16 protein-coding genes are annotated in these 15078 nt (G+C 66.9%); 9 read left to right on the forward strand and 7 right to left on the reverse strand.

The window, feature by feature from the left end:
* Positions 1 to 249 precede the first annotated feature (249 nt).
* On the forward strand, positions 250 to 804 hold the full coding sequence (locus QZ814_RS08770; RefSeq protein WP_294331041.1) for a recombinase family protein: 555 nt from the start codon (positions 250 to 252) through the stop codon (positions 802 to 804).
* Positions 805 to 860: 56 nt separating this feature from the next.
* Here QZ814_RS08770 and QZ814_RS08775 read toward each other — a convergent pair whose 3' ends face one another.
* On the reverse strand, positions 861 to 1865 hold the full coding sequence (locus QZ814_RS08775; RefSeq protein WP_294331043.1) for a DUF4145 domain-containing protein: 1005 nt from the start codon (positions 1863 to 1865) through the stop codon (positions 861 to 863).
* 632 nt (positions 1866 to 2497) lie between these two features.
* On the opposite strand from QZ814_RS08775, the gene QZ814_RS08780 reads away from it, so the two are divergent.
* Positions 2498 to 4123, forward strand: a complete 1626-nt coding sequence (locus QZ814_RS08780) for an alpha-L-fucosidase (protein ID WP_294331045.1) — start codon at positions 2498 to 2500, stop codon at positions 4121 to 4123.
* Between the two features lie 39 nt (positions 4124 to 4162).
* On the opposite strand, the gene QZ814_RS08785 is transcribed toward QZ814_RS08780, so the two are convergent.
* Positions 4163 to 4795, reverse strand: a complete 633-nt coding sequence (locus tag QZ814_RS08785) for a hypothetical protein (RefSeq protein WP_294331046.1) — start codon at positions 4793 to 4795, stop codon at positions 4163 to 4165.
* A gap of 111 nt (positions 4796 to 4906) precedes the next feature.
* Between QZ814_RS08785 and QZ814_RS08790 the strand changes: the two genes are divergently transcribed.
* Both QZ814_RS08790 and QZ814_RS08795 read left to right on the forward strand, forming a co-directional pair.
* Entirely contained in the window at positions 4907 to 5569 is a 663-nt protein-coding gene (locus QZ814_RS08790) for a response regulator transcription factor (protein WP_294331048.1), read from the forward strand.
* A complete protein-coding gene (locus tag QZ814_RS08795) occupies positions 5566 to 6876 on the forward strand; it encodes an ATP-binding protein (RefSeq protein WP_294331049.1) in 1311 nt (436 codons plus the stop codon). The genes QZ814_RS08790 and QZ814_RS08795 overlap by 4 nt, the downstream gene beginning before the upstream one ends.
* On the opposite strand, the gene QZ814_RS08800 is transcribed toward QZ814_RS08795, so the two are convergent.
* Positions 6873 to 7907: a LacI family DNA-binding transcriptional regulator gene (locus tag QZ814_RS08800; RefSeq protein ID WP_294331051.1), complete on the reverse strand. Its 1035-nt coding sequence runs from the start codon at positions 7905 to 7907 to the stop codon at positions 6873 to 6875. The genes QZ814_RS08795 and QZ814_RS08800 overlap by 4 nt on opposite strands.
* A gap of 127 nt (positions 7908 to 8034) precedes the next feature.
* Here QZ814_RS08800 and QZ814_RS08805 point away from each other — a divergent pair, with 127 nt between their 5' ends.
* Genes QZ814_RS08805 through QZ814_RS08815 form a run of 3 tightly spaced genes read left to right on the forward strand, consistent with a single transcriptional unit; the run spans position 8035 to position 8819 of the window.
* On the forward strand, positions 8035 to 8379 hold the full coding sequence (locus QZ814_RS08805; RefSeq protein ID WP_294331053.1) for an L-rhamnose mutarotase: 345 nt from the start codon (positions 8035 to 8037) through the stop codon (positions 8377 to 8379).
* A 28-nt stretch (positions 8380 to 8407) separates the two neighbouring features.
* Entirely contained in the window at positions 8408 to 8554 is a 147-nt protein-coding gene (locus QZ814_RS08810; protein WP_294331057.1) for a hypothetical protein, read from the forward strand.
* 37 nt (positions 8555 to 8591) lie between these two features.
* Positions 8592 to 8819 carry a hypothetical protein gene (locus QZ814_RS08815; RefSeq protein WP_294331060.1) on the forward strand — a complete coding sequence of 76 codons (228 nt, stop codon included), beginning with the start codon at positions 8592 to 8594 and terminating at the stop codon, positions 8817 to 8819.
* Positions 8820 to 8867: 48 nt separating this feature from the next.
* On the opposite strand, the gene QZ814_RS08820 is transcribed toward QZ814_RS08815, so the two are convergent.
* Both QZ814_RS08820 and QZ814_RS08825 read right to left on the reverse strand, forming a co-directional pair.
* Entirely contained in the window at positions 8868 to 10073 is a 1206-nt protein-coding gene (locus tag QZ814_RS08820; RefSeq protein ID WP_294331063.1) for a DUF445 domain-containing protein, read from the reverse strand.
* 91 nt (positions 10074 to 10164) lie between these two features.
* A complete protein-coding gene (locus QZ814_RS08825; protein ID WP_294331066.1) occupies positions 10165 to 10899 on the reverse strand; it encodes an SDR family NAD(P)-dependent oxidoreductase in 735 nt (244 codons plus the stop codon).
* A 169-nt stretch (positions 10900 to 11068) separates the two neighbouring features.
* Between QZ814_RS08825 and QZ814_RS08830 the strand changes: the two genes are divergently transcribed.
* Both QZ814_RS08830 and QZ814_RS08835 read left to right on the forward strand, forming a co-directional pair.
* Complete coding sequence (locus QZ814_RS08830; RefSeq protein WP_294331069.1) at positions 11069 to 11356, forward strand: DUF1488 family protein; 288 nt, start codon at positions 11069 to 11071, stop codon at positions 11354 to 11356.
* Positions 11353 to 11622 (forward strand): hypothetical protein, encoded by a 270-nt coding sequence (locus QZ814_RS08835; RefSeq protein WP_294331072.1) that lies wholly within the window; start codon positions 11353 to 11355, stop codon positions 11620 to 11622. Before QZ814_RS08830 ends, QZ814_RS08835 begins: the two co-directional genes overlap by 4 nt.
* 385 nt (positions 11623 to 12007) lie before the next feature.
* On the opposite strand, the gene QZ814_RS08840 is transcribed toward QZ814_RS08835, so the two are convergent.
* Both QZ814_RS08840 and gyrB read right to left on the reverse strand, forming a co-directional pair.
* Positions 12008 to 12370, reverse strand: coding sequence for a hypothetical protein (locus QZ814_RS08840; protein ID WP_294331076.1), 363 nt, complete (start codon positions 12368 to 12370; stop codon positions 12008 to 12010).
* A 202-nt stretch (positions 12371 to 12572) separates the two neighbouring features.
* Positions 12573 to 15065 (reverse strand): DNA topoisomerase (ATP-hydrolyzing) subunit B, encoded by a 2493-nt coding sequence (gyrB, locus tag QZ814_RS08845; RefSeq protein ID WP_294331079.1) that lies wholly within the window; start codon positions 15063 to 15065, stop codon positions 12573 to 12575.
* Positions 15066 to 15078: the final 13 nt, after the last annotated feature.

The following is a 15078-nucleotide window of genomic DNA, read 5'->3' on the forward strand; positions in this document are numbered from 1 at the left end:
CTGGGTTCTGGAACCAGGGACGGTGGGGCGTGAGGGACCAGCGCTCAGCTTGCCTAGGAGCGTCGAAGGACAGGCGAACCCGCCACCACCCAAAATCCACAATCTCGGTCGCCCCTTCGGATGGTGGTGTCCCAGTCGGGTATACTCTGGACGACAAGCGTGATGAGACGCTCACAGCGTCCCAATAGGGTTGAATTTCGATTTTCGAACATATACCCATAGAAGGTCTAGAACCAATTGGGACAGTTCATGACCACAAAGACCTATGGCTACGCCCGCGTCAGTACGGACGATCAAGATTGCTCGGTCCAGGAATCGGCGCTCTCGGCAGCTGGCTGCGACCTCGTCCGGTGCGAAAAGAAGAGTGGTGCGACGACGGAGGGGCGTCGGGAGCTGGAAATCCTGCTCGACTTCCTTCGCCCTGGCGATACTCTCATGGTCACTCGCGTCGACCGCCTTGCCCGTTCCGTTGCGGACCTCGAGAAGATCGTCAGCATCCTGAACGAGCGCGGCGCATTCCTGCGGGCCACTGAACAACCCATCGACACTTCCACGCCAGCCGGTGTCGCCTTCCTCCAGATGCTCGGGGTTTTCGCTCAGTTCGAAACGGCCATTCGTCGGGAGCGGCAGTTGGAGGGAATCGCGAAGGCCAAGGAGGCCGGCGTCTACAAGGGCCGCCAGCCGTCTGTTCCTGTCGATGAGGTCCGGCGTCTCAAGGCGGAAGGTGTCCGGCCTGCCGACATCGCTCGCCGGCTCCAGATTGGCAGAGGAAGCGTGTACCGAGCCTTAGCGGGCGCCGCGTAGGCCTTGGCGCGCTTCCGCTTGGGCCTGCTTTTTTCCTGCCTATGCCCCGTGCCCATTTAACCGCCTCTCCTCGGACGAGGCGGCCGGGGTGGAACGGCCTGCTGGAGAGTTGCGATCCTGCCGGGCATGATCGTCACGCGGTTTAAGAAGTCTTCGGCTGCAATCAGAGCTGTCTCAAGTTGCTCTAGCTCGGGCCTCCAACCTCTGTGGACTGCGGCGCTGCCCGCATCTGTCAGAACGACAAATGTCGCATGCTCGTCGTCACCGATGATCCCCCTGTCACGAAGTGAACTAAGCTTCTGGTCGAACCGCCCCCCCGCATCCGCGCCAGCCAATTCGAATGCTCGGTCGAGCACTGCGCGCACGCCCATACCGGCTAGCGTCAACAATCCGGCATTGATTGCCCCATAGGTTTCATCGAGAAGCTGCCGAGAGATTTCGTCAGTCAATGCGGCAAACCATTCGGGCCGAGACCTACGCGCATATTCCGGCCAGTAGCTGACCGTAGGGCGTAGAGTCGTCTCCCACTCCCCACTAATGGGATTCTGTTCGTGCTCTTCATCCTCGGAAAAAACGGCCTCACGCTGCACGTACAACGTGCCGCATCCCCCGCATTTGAGTACATTGAACTGGATAATCTCGAAGACAAGCCCGTCAGGCGGGTTGCGCTCAGTGTAGCTCGCAACCACCTCCGCACGTCTATTTGGACCACAGACCGGGCATTGCGCTACGATCACCTTCGGTCGCGTACTCAGCTGCGTTTCAGTCTCTACGGGTTCATCAGGGCGAGGTTCCAGCTTTTCAAATTCTGCCCAGCCTTTAGCGGTGATTCCCCAGCCTCCGTCGTCAGTCATTTTGATATGTCCGTCGCTGAGCGTCTGATCTAACAGTTCTGACACTCGCTGGCCGTCCCGAGCACCGACTACGGCCGCAAGAGTATTGTATGCCGGCGCGCGCACCGAGCCCAGACGATCATCGTCTAAGATTTCGGCCATCCATCGCAGCAGATTGTGCCGCTGCATTGCCAGCGTCGGCAACCGCGTGGCGATCAATTCGTCCAAGTTACCGCTGCTGATGTTCAGCCAATGAGCTTCCGAGGTCCGGTGACGAACAGCGTAGCTCAGTCGAGAAGCCGAGATGGGATTCTCCCCGACCCTAGAGCTAAGCATGGCGCGTGCAGTGCGGGTTATCTCGTATGGTCCACATCGAGGGCATCGTACTTGGCGATAGTCACCGCTCCCGCCCTGTTCGGAAGGCTCGCGGCAGATAGGACATGGCTGTGACATAGCGATTAACTACGAGAAGAATGTGGGCAGCGAAAGGAGGCGGAACGACCGAGATCGACTCAACAGAACTCGGCCTTGCTCCGGCACCCCACCGCTGCTACACAACTGCCCGCACGGAAAGCCTTAAGTCATTGAATTTGGTTACCTTAATGGCAGGTTTTGCCTGTCCTCTTCTGGGCACCACTTCCCTCCGTTGACGGAGGAAAGCAAAAATCCACATCTACCAACGCTTTGGCGCTCCGGTCTCAGGACTAGCGGCGTCGCGTTGCGTTGGGCGCGCGCGACTGCTTGGGCATCGCGGCGACAGAAGATATCGCCGGTGAAAACCGGTAATCACTTGCGAAATCGATCTACTGATCTAGCCTCGACCGAGGGCCGACGAGAACGGCCATGAGGAGGAGGATTCCATGCGCCTGGACCGTCGATCACTGTTGTCCGCCACCGGCCTCGGCGCCGTATCGCTTGCCGGCAGCGTCCGCGCCGCGGCGGGGGAAGGTCCGTTCAGGGGCGACTGGCAGTCGCTGGTGCGGGGCTATCGCGCGCCGGACTGGTTCCGCGACGCCAAGTTCGGCATCTGGGCGCATTGGTCGGCGCAGTGCGTGCCAGAGGCGGGCGACTGGTATGCGCGCGAAATGTATCTGCAAGGCTCGCGCGCCTACAAGCACCACCTTGCCACCTACGGCCATCCTTCGCAGACCGGCTTCATGGAGATGTACCCGCGCTGGACCGCGGCGCACTGGGATCCCGAACGGCTGATCGATCTCTATCACCGCGCAGGCGCCAGATATTTCATGGCGCTGGCCAACCATCACGACAATTTCGACTGCTACGCCTCGCGCCATCACGCATGGAATGCCACCCGGATCGGCCCGCGGCAGGACATTGTCGGCCGCTGGGCGAAGCTGGTGCGGGCGAAAGGCATGCGCTTCGGCGTATCGAACCACTCCGCGCATAGCTGGCACTGGTACCAGCCCGCGTACGGCTATGATCCCGAGGGTCCGATGGCCGGCAAGCGCTACGACGCGGCATGGCTGCGCAAGGAAGGCGGCCGCGGCAAATGGTGGGACGGGCTCGATCCGCAGCAACTCTACACCGGCGCGACGATGCCGATGCCGGACGGCTTCACCACCATCAAGGACGCCAACGCCTGGCACGAGAAGCACGACCGGGTGTGGGACGAGGCGGCCCCCGCGGCCAATCCCTGGTTCACCAAGAACTGGTATGCGCGCTGCCAGGATCTTATCGACCAGTACCGGCCGGACATGGTGTATTTCGACAATTTCACCCTTCCGCTGGGGCAGGCCGGGCTCGACATCACCGCGCATTTCTACAACCAGTCGATGCGCTGGCATGGCGGGCGCAACGAAGCGGTGGTGACTGCCAAGGGCACGCCCGTGGAGCGGCGCGCGGGCATCGTCGACGATGTCGAGCGCGGCGTCCATGACGACATCCAGCCCTATCCCTTCCAGACCGATACCTGCATCGGCAACTGGCACTATGACCGCGAGCTCTACGAGCGCGACGGCTACAAGACGCCGGCCAAGGTGCTCCACACGCTGTGCGACGTGGTATCGAAGAACGGCAACCTGATGCTGTCGGTGCCGGTCCGCGGCGACGGTACGATCGACGAGAAGGAAGAGGCGATCGTCGAGGGCATCGCCGCCTGGATGGGGCAATATGGCGCGGCGATCTACGGCACGCGCCCGTGGCGGCTGTTCGGCGAAGGGCCCACGCGGCCGAAGAGCGGCGATTTCAACGAGGGCTCGAAGGAGTCGCCCTACACCGCGCAGGACATTCGCTATGTTCGCAAGGGCGCGGCGGTGCATGCGCTGGTGCTCGGCTGGCCCGAAGGAGGCGTGGCGACGCTCCCGGCGCTCGCCAAAAGCGGCACGGTGCGGCGCGTCACCCTGCCGGGCAGCAGCGCACCGCTGGCGTTCCGGACGGGGCCCGAGGGGCTTAAGGTGACGCTGCCCGAGGCGCGACGCAACGCGATCGGCGTCGCGCTGATCGTCGAGGGCGACCAGCTGGTGTAACGGCCCCCGCACCGAACGGGTGCGAGGGCCATACGCGGCTCAGCGGCGCGGCGTGGCGCTGGGTGTCGGCACCGGAACCGTGCCGCCAACCGGGGGCGGTGTCACGCCTGCCTCGGGCGGGGGCGGAGGCACCGCGCCTGCTGCGGGCGGCACCGCGCCGGGCGCGGGCGGAACAGCGCCCGGCGGCGGGGGCGGCGGTGCCCCGGCACCCGGAGGCGGCGGCGGCGCGCCCGGGCCACCGGGCGGGGGCGGCGGAGGACCGCGACGATCGCGCGGCGGATGCGGCGGCGCACCGACGGCCTGCACATTGCCCTGGCCGTCGACCAGGAACGAGGCGTGCAGCTGCCCCTCGACATAACGGCCCTGCACGGTCACCGTGCTGCCGCTGGCGACCCCGTTCCCCGCCGGACCGACATCGATCAGCGCGCGGCCCGATCCGTCCTGCAACACAAAGCGATCGCCATAGGTCTCGGCGACCCGGCCCTTCACCGTCACGATACCATTGGTCTGCGCGAGCTTCGCGGTCGCGGTCGGCACGGTGGGGGCCATTTCCACCGACGGGCGGGTAAGCTGGACCGCACCGGCGCCGCCCGCGGCGCCCACTGCAAACAATGCGGCCGCAGCGAGCGTCAGCCGGGTACGCGGCGAGACTCTGTTCTTCCAATCGGTCATTCCATCAACTCCTCTTGGGTGTTCGATGGCATCGTTCTACCGAGTCGCACCCGACCCGCGCTGAACCCCGCGGTTCAGATTGGGTTTAGGCCGGGGAGCTAGGCGAAACGCATGCGGATCCTCTTGGTAGAAGACGACCCCGATCTCGGCCCCGCCATCGCGCGGGCGCTGCGCGCGGAGCATTGCGCGGTCGATCTGGCGGCGGACGGCGTGGATGCGCAGCATCTCGGCGAGACCGAAGCCTATGACGCGGCGGTGCTCGACCTGGGCCTGCCCGGTCGAACGGGTGCGGAGATCCTTGCTGCCTGGCGCGCGGGCGGCCGTACCCTGCCGGTGCTCGTCCTCACCGCCCGCGAGGCCTGGGCCGACAAGGTCACCGCGTTCAAGGCCGGTGCCGACGATTATCTGACCAAGCCGTTCCGCGTCGAGGAACTGATGATGCGCCTGCGCGCGCTGGTCCGCCGGGCCGCCGGCCATGCCCAGACGCGGATCGCGTGCGGCCCGCTCGCCTTCGAGAGCCAGACCGGCCAGTTCGAGCTGGACGGCCTGCCCTTGAAGCTCACCGCCTTCGAATGGCGTGTGCTTTCCCAGCTGATTCTGCGGCGCGACGTGGTGATCGAGCGGCTGGAATTGCTCGAGCGCGTCTACGAGGGCGACGCCGATGTCGATTCGAACAGCCTGGAAGTCATCATCGGCCGCCTGCGGCGCAAGATCGGCGCAGAGCGGATCGAGACGGTGCGCGGCCGCGGCTACCGCCTGACCTGCCCGGCATGAGCCGCCGCTCGCTCCGCACCCGGATGATCCTGCTGTCGGCGCTGGCGACGCTGGCCGCGCTGGCACTGGCCGGCTGGACGATGGCCGGCGTACTCGGGCGGGTCGTCGTCGGTGGGATCGACCAGCGGCTCGATGCGCAGCTGGCGGTGCTGGCGAGCGCCGTGCGCGACGACGGCAGCGTCGATCGGGCGCGGCTTGCAGCGCGACAGGGCAGCCTCGCCGCCGGGCCGGGATGGCGCTGGCGGATCGAGACCCCTGACGGCACGATCGGTTCGGGCGACGTTCCCGTGCTGCACACGCCGCTGCCGGGCGTGGCCGATCCACGCCTGCCCCCGCTGCCGCCGACGCCGCTCGACGGCGAGGACGATCACGGCCGCGTCCATGCCCGCCGGCTGGTGCTGACCAGCGACCGCGGGGCGGTGACGCTGACTGCCGCTGCCCCCGGCCGCGTGATCGGACGCCCGATCCGCGACGCGTTGCTGCCGCTCGCCACGGTGATCGTCGCGCTCGCGGTGATCTTCGCGCTTGCCGCCTGGCTGCAACTGCGCTTCGCGCTGCGGCCGCTGGCGACGCTGGTCGGGCAGATCGCTGCCATCCGGCGCGGCGAGCGCGACGCTGTCGACGAGGCGCAGCCGCAGGAACTCCAGCCGCTGGCGACCGAGCTCAACGCGCTCGCCGCCGCCAACGCCGCGACGCTGGCGGCAGCGCGGCAATCGTCGGCCAACCTGGCCCATGCGCTGAAGACGCCGGTCGCAACGCTTGCCCTGACCCTGGAGCCGGACAGTGCCGAGGCCGCGCAGGTCCGGCGGATAGAAGGGGTGATCCGACATGCGTTGGCGCGTGCGCGCGCCGTCGCCATCAACCAGCGCGCCCGCACCAAGATTGCCCCCGTTGCGGCCGACGTGGCGGGAGTGATCACCACGCTGCGTCCCGCGATCGCCACCCGTCTGGAGGTTCCGGAAGGCCTGCAGGTGGCGATCGATGCCCATGACCTGGCGGACATCCTGGGCAATCTGCTCGACAACGCCGCCCGCCATGCCCGCAGCATCGTCACCGTCACGGCGGCGCCGTCTCCGCCCGGGGCCGTGCGGGTGACGATCGAGGACGACGGCCCCGGCGTCCCGGCGGACCGCCGCGACCAGGTGCTGCAGCCGGGGGTGCGGCTCGACGAAGGGCCGGCAGGCGACGGATTCGGGCTCGCCATCGTACGGGATCTGCTGGCGCTGTATGGCGGCAGTCTGGCGCTGGAAGACAGCAGCTTGGGCGGCCTGCGCGTCGTGCTGCACTGCCCGGACGGGCGGGGCTAGGCCGGCGGGGCCGCCGTCGAGCTGCGCGCGACCATCGCATGATCGAGCACGCGGTCGCGCCGCACGCGATGGCCGGGTACGTTGCTGCGCGCCGCATCCGCCACCAGCGCCAGCGCCTCTGCGGCAAGGCGGCGGACCGGCTGGTGGACGGTGGTTAGCGGCGGCCACAGCGTCACCGCTGCCGTCGTGTCGTCGAAGCCGACGACGGTGAGCTGGCGCGGCACGTCGAGCTGGCGGCGATGCGCGACCGAGACGATGGCGGCGGCCATATCGTCGTTGCTGGCGAAGATCGCGGTCGGCGGCGCGGGACCGTCGAGCAGTGCCTCGCCGGCGGCCAGGCCCGAGGCATAGCTGAAATCGCCTTGTGCCACCTGCACGCTGGCATCGGGCTGCTCGCGCAGGGCATCCTCCAGCCCTGCCCGCCGCTCGGCGCTGGCCGCCTGGTTGGGATTGCCGGCAACGAAGCCGAGCCGGCGATGGCCCTGGTCGAGCAGATGCCGCGTCATCTCATAGGCGGCACGGCGATCGTCGATCCGCACGCAGGTGGCACCGGGTGTGTGATAGGCGCCGATCGCCGCGATCGGCACCTCCAGCCCGCGCAGCGCTTTCAGTACCGCCGGTGCCTCGCCGAGCGGCGGTGCCAGCAGCACGCCGGAAAGGCCGGAAGCGGCGAACCGGGCCAGGGCTTCCTCCGACGGCGCCCGCGCCCCCTCGCCCTTCAGCAGGATCAACCGGGCGCCGCGCGTGGAGGCTTCCTCGAACACGCCGGTCAGCAATTCGCTCATGAAGGCGGCGCTGGGGTTCGAATAGACGACGCCGATCCGCAACTCGGCCGAGGTAACCAGGCTGCGCGCAGCCACATTGGGGACGTAGCTCAGCTCGGCGATGGCGCGCTCGACGATTTCGCGGGTCGCGGCGCTCACCCCGCTGCGGCCATTGATCACGCGCGACACGGTCATGGCAGAGACGCCGGCCTTGGCCGCCACGTCGATCACCGTCGCTCCTTGCACCGGCCTTCCCGCCTTCGCCACGCCGCACTCCCTATGCCCCTGTCCCCCCGGGGTACGCGATGGAAACCGATCGGAAAAGCGGCGATGCGCGGCTTGCCCCTGGGGCGGCACCCGGTATGCAGGCGCTCCCCACGCCGGAGCCTTTGCCATGCGCCATGTCCTGCTGCTCGACCTGAACGACGATCCGGCGGCCATCGCCGCCTATCGCCACTGGCACCGCCCCGGCGGCCCGCCCGCTGCCGTCACGCAGTCGATCCGCGCGGCCGGCATCGATTCGATGGAGATCTGGCACGCCGGCGACCGGCTGGTGATGGTGATGGAAACCGGCCCCGGCTTCGATCCCGACGCCAAGCGCGCCCGCGACGCCGCCGATCCCGACGTACAGGCATGGGAAACGCTGATGGACGGCTTTCAGCGCCGGCTGGCCTTTGCCGAGCCGGGCGTGAAATGGGTGCCGACCGAACAGATCTTCGCGCTCGCCGACCAACCCTGACCAGCCCCGTCCCTTTGTTCTGAACGACTTGGTGCCGGTCGAAGCGCACGCGCAGGTGCTGCACACCAACCTGATTGGCCATCTCCACGAGGCGCGTGCCGCTGGAACACTGGCGATCGTCGGCGGCGCGGCACTGCTGCACGTTCGGGACGTGGCGAGCGCCAAACGGGCATGATAGGCGTTGCAGCGAGGCTAGACCGAAAGGAACGCCGATGACGACCAATCCCCCGCGCGACCGCTCCGAGACCGAACGCCATGCCCATGCGGTCGACGCCCAGCACCGACTGCCCCGCGAGGGACGCGTCGATGCGCTTGCCGGCACCGATGCAGAGGGCATTCCGTTGACCGGGGAAGAGGACCCGTTCGTGGAAGTCGAAGGCTTTCGCGACGCCTGCCCCGTGCCGGACCCGGAGGGGGACGCCGAGGCGCATCCGTCGTAACGAGACCATCGAGTCCTTCCCCTCCTCCAAGGAGGAGGGCAAGCAGCGTCAGAGCAGCACATCCACCGCGTGGATCGCGACACCGACCAGGCCACCGACCACCGTGCCGTTGATCCGGATATATTGCAGGTCGCGTCCCACGGCATTCTCCAGCCGCGAGGTGACCGTCTGCGCATCCCAGCCGCGGATCGTGTCGGAGACCAGCCGGACGATGCCGTCGCCATAATCCGACGCCGCCCCCACCGCCGAGCGGCGCACGAAGCGGTTGATCGTCCGCGAGAGCCTTGCGTCCGTCTGCAGCGTCCCGCCGAACTGGCGCAGCGCCTCGCCCATCCGGCCGCCCAGCGCCCGCTCGGGATCGCGCGCCAGCCGCAGCATCGCGGCGCGGCTCTGCTCCCATAGCCCGTCGATCCAGCGCTGGAAGCCCTGGTTCTCCAGCATCTCCAGCTTGAAGCTCTCGACCCGCGCCTGGAGTTCGGGATCGTGCTGCAGGCGATCGGCGAGGCTCTCCAGCCCTTCCTCGATCTTGGCGCGGACGGCATGGTCGGGATTTTCCGCCATCTCGTCGATCAGCTTCTTCAGCCCCTCGATGATCTTGGTCGCCAGCGTCTCGTCCAGCCCGGTCCAGCGCATGACCGACCCTGCGCGGGCATGGACCATCTCGCGGATCAGATGCTCGTTCGCCTCCAGGATCCGCGCCGCACCCCGGATCATCGAATCGAGCAATGGCAAGTGCCGGCCATTGGCGATCGCCGCTGCCAGCGCCTGGCCGAACAGCGGCGCGACTTCGATCGCGCGCAACCGGCTCGCGATCGCGCCCTTGGCCATACCGCCCAGCCGCTCCTGATCGAGCGATTCGAGGATGTTCGCCGCCAGCCGCGAGGCGCCCGCGCCGATCCGCCCGGTGCCGTGCGAGGGGGCCGCCAGCCAGCGCCCCGCCGCGCCTGCCACGTCGAGCCGCTGCATCCGCCGCGCCACCACGCGCGGGATCAGGAAGTTGGCGCGAAGGAACTGGCCGAGCGTCTCGGCGATGCGATCCTTGTTGCGCGGGATGATCGCGGTGTGGGGGATCGGCAGGTGGAGCGGGTGGCGGAACAAGGCCGTCACCGCGAACCAGTCGGCGAGACCGCCGACCATCGCCGCCTCGGCAAAGGCGCGGACGAAGGGCAGCGCCGGGTGCAGGCCCTGGAAATGACGGGCGACGAGGAACAGCGCCGCCATCGCCAGCAACAGGCCGGTCGCGACCATCCGCATCCGGCGCAAACCGGCGGGCGGAGGGTCTTGGCGAAGGCGAGGGGTAAGGCTCATGACCGATGCAACGCCGGGAAGGCCGCGCGCGCTCCGCTCAGCCTTCGCGCTGGACCGCGAACGGGCCGTTGGCCTGGTTCACCGGCATCAGCTCCAGCGTGTTGACCGCGAAGTGCGGCGGCAGCGTCGCCACCCACAGCATCGTCTCGGCGATGTCCTCGGCCGTCATCGGGTTCACGCCTGCATAGACCTTGTCCGACGCCTCCTGGCTGCCGGTGCGGACCAGGGTGAACTCGGTCTCGACCATGCCCGGCTCGATCGAGGTGACGCGCACCCCGGTGCCGATCAGATCGGCACGCAGGTTGAGCGTGAACTGGCGGACGAACGCCTTGGTTGCGCCGTACACATTGCCGCCCGGATAGGGATAGGTGGCGGCGACCGACGACAGGTTGATGATCCCGCCCTTGCGCCCAACGAGCCCCGGCAGCAGCTTGTGGGTGATCGAAACCAGCGCGGTGACGTTGGTGTCGATCATCGTCCGCCAATTGTCGAGCGACGCCTTCTGCGCGGGCTCCAGGCCGAGGGCGAGACCGGCATTGTTGATCAGCAGGTCGATCTCCGAAAAGGGCGCCGGCAGGCCGTCCAGCGCGGCGTCGCGGGCGGCTTCGTCGCGGATGTCGAAGGCGAGGGTGTGGACGCGCTCGCCGGCGAGCGTCGCAAGCCGATCGGCGCGGCGGCCGGTCGCCACGACATGCCAGCCGGCGTCCGCGAAGGCGCGGACCGAAGCTTCGCCGATCCCGGCGGTGGCGCCGGTGATGAGTACGGTAGGCATGGCAACTCCTGAATGACGTTTCGTCCGTCTATACGCGCACGCAGGCGGTTTGGATCAGCTTTTTGCGAGGGGCACCGCAAGCACGCCGTAGCCGACGGGGAACGGTCCGCCGCTCGGAACTCCGCCCAAGCTCGTGCGGTTTCGATCCCCTAGCGATGGAGTATTGGGAATGGCCGCACAGCAGCTGGAGATCGACGACACCACCCCGTTCGACAATCTCGACGATCGTCAGGTCGAGTTCGGCGGCCATGTCGACGGCGAGGCGTATCAGTTCGCCGTGCAGTACAGCGTCCTCGAGGCGCTGAGCGGCAGCCAGCCCGACGGCGATGCCGAGGACCGCTTCCGCCGCTATCGCGCTGCGATCGAGTACGCCGCCCTCGCCGCGCTTGCCAAGGGCCCGGACCGGCCGATCATCGTGATCAGCGAGAACGACCTCGACCGCGAGGACCAGGCATGACCGAGGCACGCTGGGGCGAGGACGCCAAGAACCCGCCGATCGACTGGACGATGAGCGCGGCGCTGGAGAATGTCGTGCGCGGCGGCAGCGACATTGCCGAGGTCACCAATCTGGGCGAAGCAGTGCGCGCATGGCGCGACCTGGATCCCGAGCATCGTGCGGATGCCGTCCTGCTCCTCGACCACCCGGTGCACATCGACGGCGCAGCGGCCAATCGCTTCGAAGGCGAAGGGATCGCGGCGCTCGCGGAGCGCCTCGCCGACTAGATAGCGCGACGCTTCGCGTTCGTTTTGCTGCAGGCCTGCTTAGGAACCGGAAGCGGTGGCGAACGGTCGCGCCGGGGGTGCGTCCACCTGTCAAAGTTTAGGAAGTTTAGGCGTGGCCGCGTTTGCGCCGGTATCGCAACCGGCCGGCAGCGGAGGCGAAGTTTAGGAAGTTTAGGCGCGCGTCGACTGCGGGGGCAAAGCACGACGCCGCGATCCGCGCCGCTTCCCGCGCGGGAGCAACAGTGTCGAACGGATCAAAGAGCGGCGGCCTGTAGACCGGACATCGGAACATATGGAGGCCGAAAAGGGGCGCGCAAGAGGGCGGCTACTGCGCTCAAAGCCGGGCGGCGATGGATGTCCAAATTCGGTGGGAAGCCGCCATTCCTCAGGGACCCCACCGTTCCCACTCTTTGGCTTCGATGTCGCGGTCGAAGGCGAGCATAACTCGACCGTGCGGCAGTGATTTGAACGACCGTTGATATGCTTCGAAAAATGCTCGATATAACGTCGCATAGCTTTCGACGCCGATGACGACTTCCGCAGTTTTGGCTGAAACACCAAGTGTCCAGATATATACCGGCCCATGTTCATCAGAGTGCTTAGAACTTGAAGCGTAAAAGGACGCTTCTCGTCTCCCGCTAACGAAAAGGGCGAAGCGCTGACCAACTCGCTGACCTTCATGGCGCATCTGATACTTGCCGCCTTCGGCGACCCAGCCCCCTTGCGACTCGTGAAATTCGACCGCCATGAGCGCAGATTAGTGCCTCCAACTATCGTCCGCTATTGGGTCGTCAGCAGCTATCCCGCTTTGCGATTCTAAGGCCAGGTCGCAACAACGGACGGGTTCAAGGTGCCTCCGTGAATACTGCGAGGGGACGCGTAAAAGCCGAAACCGACTTCACTTGCCCCCTCGCCCGTAAAAACCTCGTGTCAGCGGCCAGCCGCAGGAATCAAACGTCGAGATTCGCCACGCTGAGCGCATTCTCCTGGATGAAGTCGCGGCGCGGTTCGACCACGTCGCCCATCAGCTGGGTGAAGATCGCGTCGGCCACGTCGGCCTGGTCGATCGCCACCTGCAGCATCGAGCGGTTCTGCGGATCGAGCGTGGTCTCCCACAGCTGCTCCGCGTTCATCTCGCCCAGACCCTTGTAGCGCTGGATCGCCAGCCCCTTGCGCCCGAAGGCGAGGATCGCGTCGAGCAGCTGCGACGGGCGCGACACCAGGCTCTCGCCCTTGCCCACCGCGACGGGCGCCTCGTCCTCGGGCACCGGCGCATCCACCTCGGTCGCAAGGCCCTTGTTCGAGACGAGCTTCGACGGCGTGAGATAGGCCGCCGCCTGCTCGCTCGCCAGCGTGTGCAGCTTGCGTGCCTCGGCCGAGACGAGGAAGTTCGCCTCGACGATGTGGTGATCGGTCACCCCGCGCCACAGCCGCTCGAAATGATAGCCGCCGTCCTCGGTGATGCGCGCGCTCCACCGTGCTTCGGTGTCGGCGGCGTCGAGGCGGTGGACGACCGTCTTCAGCTCCTCGGCGTGGCGCTCGCGGCTCACCGACGGATCGAGCGCGCCGCCGAGCGCGAGCGATTCGATGATCATCGGATCGTAGCGGCGCGGCACGTAGCGCATCAGCGTGCGCATGCGGCGGGCATGCTCGACCAGCGTGCGCAGGTCCTCGCCGGAGCGCTGGCTGCCATTGGTGTCGAGCACGGTGCCGCCGACGCCGGCATCGACCAGATACTGGTCGAGCGCGGCATCGTCCTTCAGATACACCTCGGACCGGCCCTTGGTCGCCTTATAGAGCGGCGGCTGGGCGATATAGAGGTGCCCGTTGGTGATGATCTCGGGCATCTGCCGGTAGAAGAAGGTCAGCAGCAGCGTGCGGATGTGCGCGCCGTCGACGTCGGCGTCGGTCATGATGACGATCTTGTGGTAGCGCAGCTTCTCGATGTTGAAATCGTCGCGGATGCCGGTGCCGAGCGCGGTGATGATCGTGCCGATTTCGCGGCTGGCGAGCATCCGGTCGAAGCGCGCGCGCTCGACGTTGAGGATCTTGCCGCGCAGCGGCAGGATCGCCTGGAAGTGGCGATCGCGGCCCTGCTTGGCCGAGCCGCCGGCCGAGTCACCCTCGACGAAGAAGAGTTCGGACTTGGCGGGATCGCGTTCCTGGCAGTCGGCGAGCTTGCCGGGCAGGCTGGCGATGTCCATCACGCCCTTGCGGCGGGTGAGCTCGCGGGCGCGCTTGGCGGCCTCGCGCGCGGCGGCGGCGTCGATCACCTTCTGGATGATCTGCTTGGCGACGGCGGGGTTCTCTTCCAGCCACTCGGCCAGCTTGTCGGCCATCAGGCTTTCGAGCGGCTGGCGGACTTCGGAGGAGACCAGCTTGTCCTTGGTCTGGCTGCTGAACTTGGGATCCGGCAGCTTGACCGAGACGATCGCGGTCAACCCCTCGCGCATGTCGTCGCCGGTGAGGGAGACCTTCTCCTTCTTCAGCATGCCTGACTTGTCGGCATAGTTGTTGAGCGTGCGGGTCAGCGCCGCGCGGAACGCCGCGAGGTGGGTGCCGCCGTCGCGCTGCGGGATGTTGTTGGTGAAGCAGAGGACGTTTTCGTAATAGCTGTCGTTCCACTCCAGCGCGACGTCGATCGTCACGTCGTCGCGGGTGCCGCTGATCGCCACCGGATCGGGCATCAGCGCGACCTTGTTGCGATCGAGATACTTCACGAACGCGGCGATGCCGCCCTCGTAGAACAGCTCGATTTCCTTCACTTCCTCGTGCCGCGCGTCGCGGAGGATCAGGCGCACGCCCGAATTGAGGAAGGCGAGCTCGCGGTAGCGGTGCTCGAGCTTCTCGAAGTCGTATTCGGTGATCTTGAACGTGTCGGGGCTGGCGAGGAAGGTCACGCGCGTGCCCTTCTTGCCGTTCGCCGGGCCGATCACCTTGAGCGGCGCCTCGGCGTCGCCGTGGCGGAAGCGCATGTAATGCTCCTCGCCGTCGCGCCAGATGTTGAGGTCCAGCCACTCGCTGAGCGCGTTGACCACCGACACGCCTACGCCGTGCAGACCGCCCGAAACCTTGTAGGCGTTGCTGTCCGAGGTGTTCTCGAACTTGCCGCCCGCATGGAGCTGGGTCATGATCACTTCGGCAGCGGACACGCCCTCTTCGGAGTGGATGCCGGTCGGGATGCCGCGGCCGTTATCCTCGACCGAAACCGATCCGTCCGGATTGAGCGTGATCAGGATCAGGTCGCAATGCCCGGCCAGCGCCTCGTCGATCGCGTTGTCGGAAACCTCGAACACCATGTGGTGGAGGCCCGAGCCGTCGTCGGTGTCGCCGATATACATGCCGGGGCGCTTGCGGACCGCGTCGAGGCCCTTGAGAACCTTGATGGAATCTGCGCCGTACTCGTTCGCGTTGGGATCGTTCGTCTTCGGAGTGTCTGCCATGCCGAGGATATAG

The organism is uncultured Sphingomonas sp., from assembly GCF_913777625.1.
Taxonomy (GTDB): Bacteria; Pseudomonadota; Alphaproteobacteria; order Sphingomonadales; family Sphingomonadaceae; genus Sphingomonas.

What these genes read in the sequence shown, in the direction of transcription:
- gyrB (WP_294331079.1), bottom strand. Translation starts at nt 15,065, where the DNA reads ATGGCAGACACTCCGAAGACGAACGATCCCAACGCGAACGAGTACGGC.
- QZ814_RS08780 (WP_294331045.1), top strand. Translation starts at nt 2,498, where the DNA reads ATGCGCCTGGACCGTCGATCACTGTTGTCCGCCACCGGCCTCGGCGCC.
- QZ814_RS08825 (WP_294331066.1), bottom strand. Translation starts at nt 10,899, where the DNA reads ATGCCTACCGTACTCATCACCGGCGCCACCGCCGGGATCGGCGAAGCT.
- QZ814_RS08840 (WP_294331076.1), bottom strand. Translation starts at nt 12,370, where the DNA reads ATGGCGGTCGAATTTCACGAGTCGCAAGGGGGCTGGGTCGCCGAAGGC.
- QZ814_RS08790 (WP_294331048.1), top strand. Translation starts at nt 4,907, where the DNA reads ATGCGGATCCTCTTGGTAGAAGACGACCCCGATCTCGGCCCCGCCATC.
- QZ814_RS08815 (WP_294331060.1), top strand. Translation starts at nt 8,592, where the DNA reads ATGACGACCAATCCCCCGCGCGACCGCTCCGAGACCGAACGCCATGCC.
- QZ814_RS08820 (WP_294331063.1), bottom strand. Translation starts at nt 10,073, where the DNA reads ATGCGGATGGTCGCGACCGGCCTGTTGCTGGCGATGGCGGCGCTGTTC.
- QZ814_RS08770 (WP_294331041.1), top strand. Translation starts at nt 250, where the DNA reads ATGACCACAAAGACCTATGGCTACGCCCGCGTCAGTACGGACGATCAA.
- QZ814_RS08785 (WP_294331046.1), bottom strand. Translation starts at nt 4,795, where the DNA reads ATGACCGATTGGAAGAACAGAGTCTCGCCGCGTACCCGGCTGACGCTC.
- QZ814_RS08830 (WP_294331069.1), top strand. Translation starts at nt 11,069, where the DNA reads ATGGCCGCACAGCAGCTGGAGATCGACGACACCACCCCGTTCGACAAT.
- QZ814_RS08795 (WP_294331049.1), top strand. Translation starts at nt 5,566, where the DNA reads ATGAGCCGCCGCTCGCTCCGCACCCGGATGATCCTGCTGTCGGCGCTG.
- QZ814_RS08835 (WP_294331072.1), top strand. Translation starts at nt 11,353, where the DNA reads ATGACCGAGGCACGCTGGGGCGAGGACGCCAAGAACCCGCCGATCGAC.
- QZ814_RS08805 (WP_294331053.1), top strand. Translation starts at nt 8,035, where the DNA reads ATGCGCCATGTCCTGCTGCTCGACCTGAACGACGATCCGGCGGCCATC.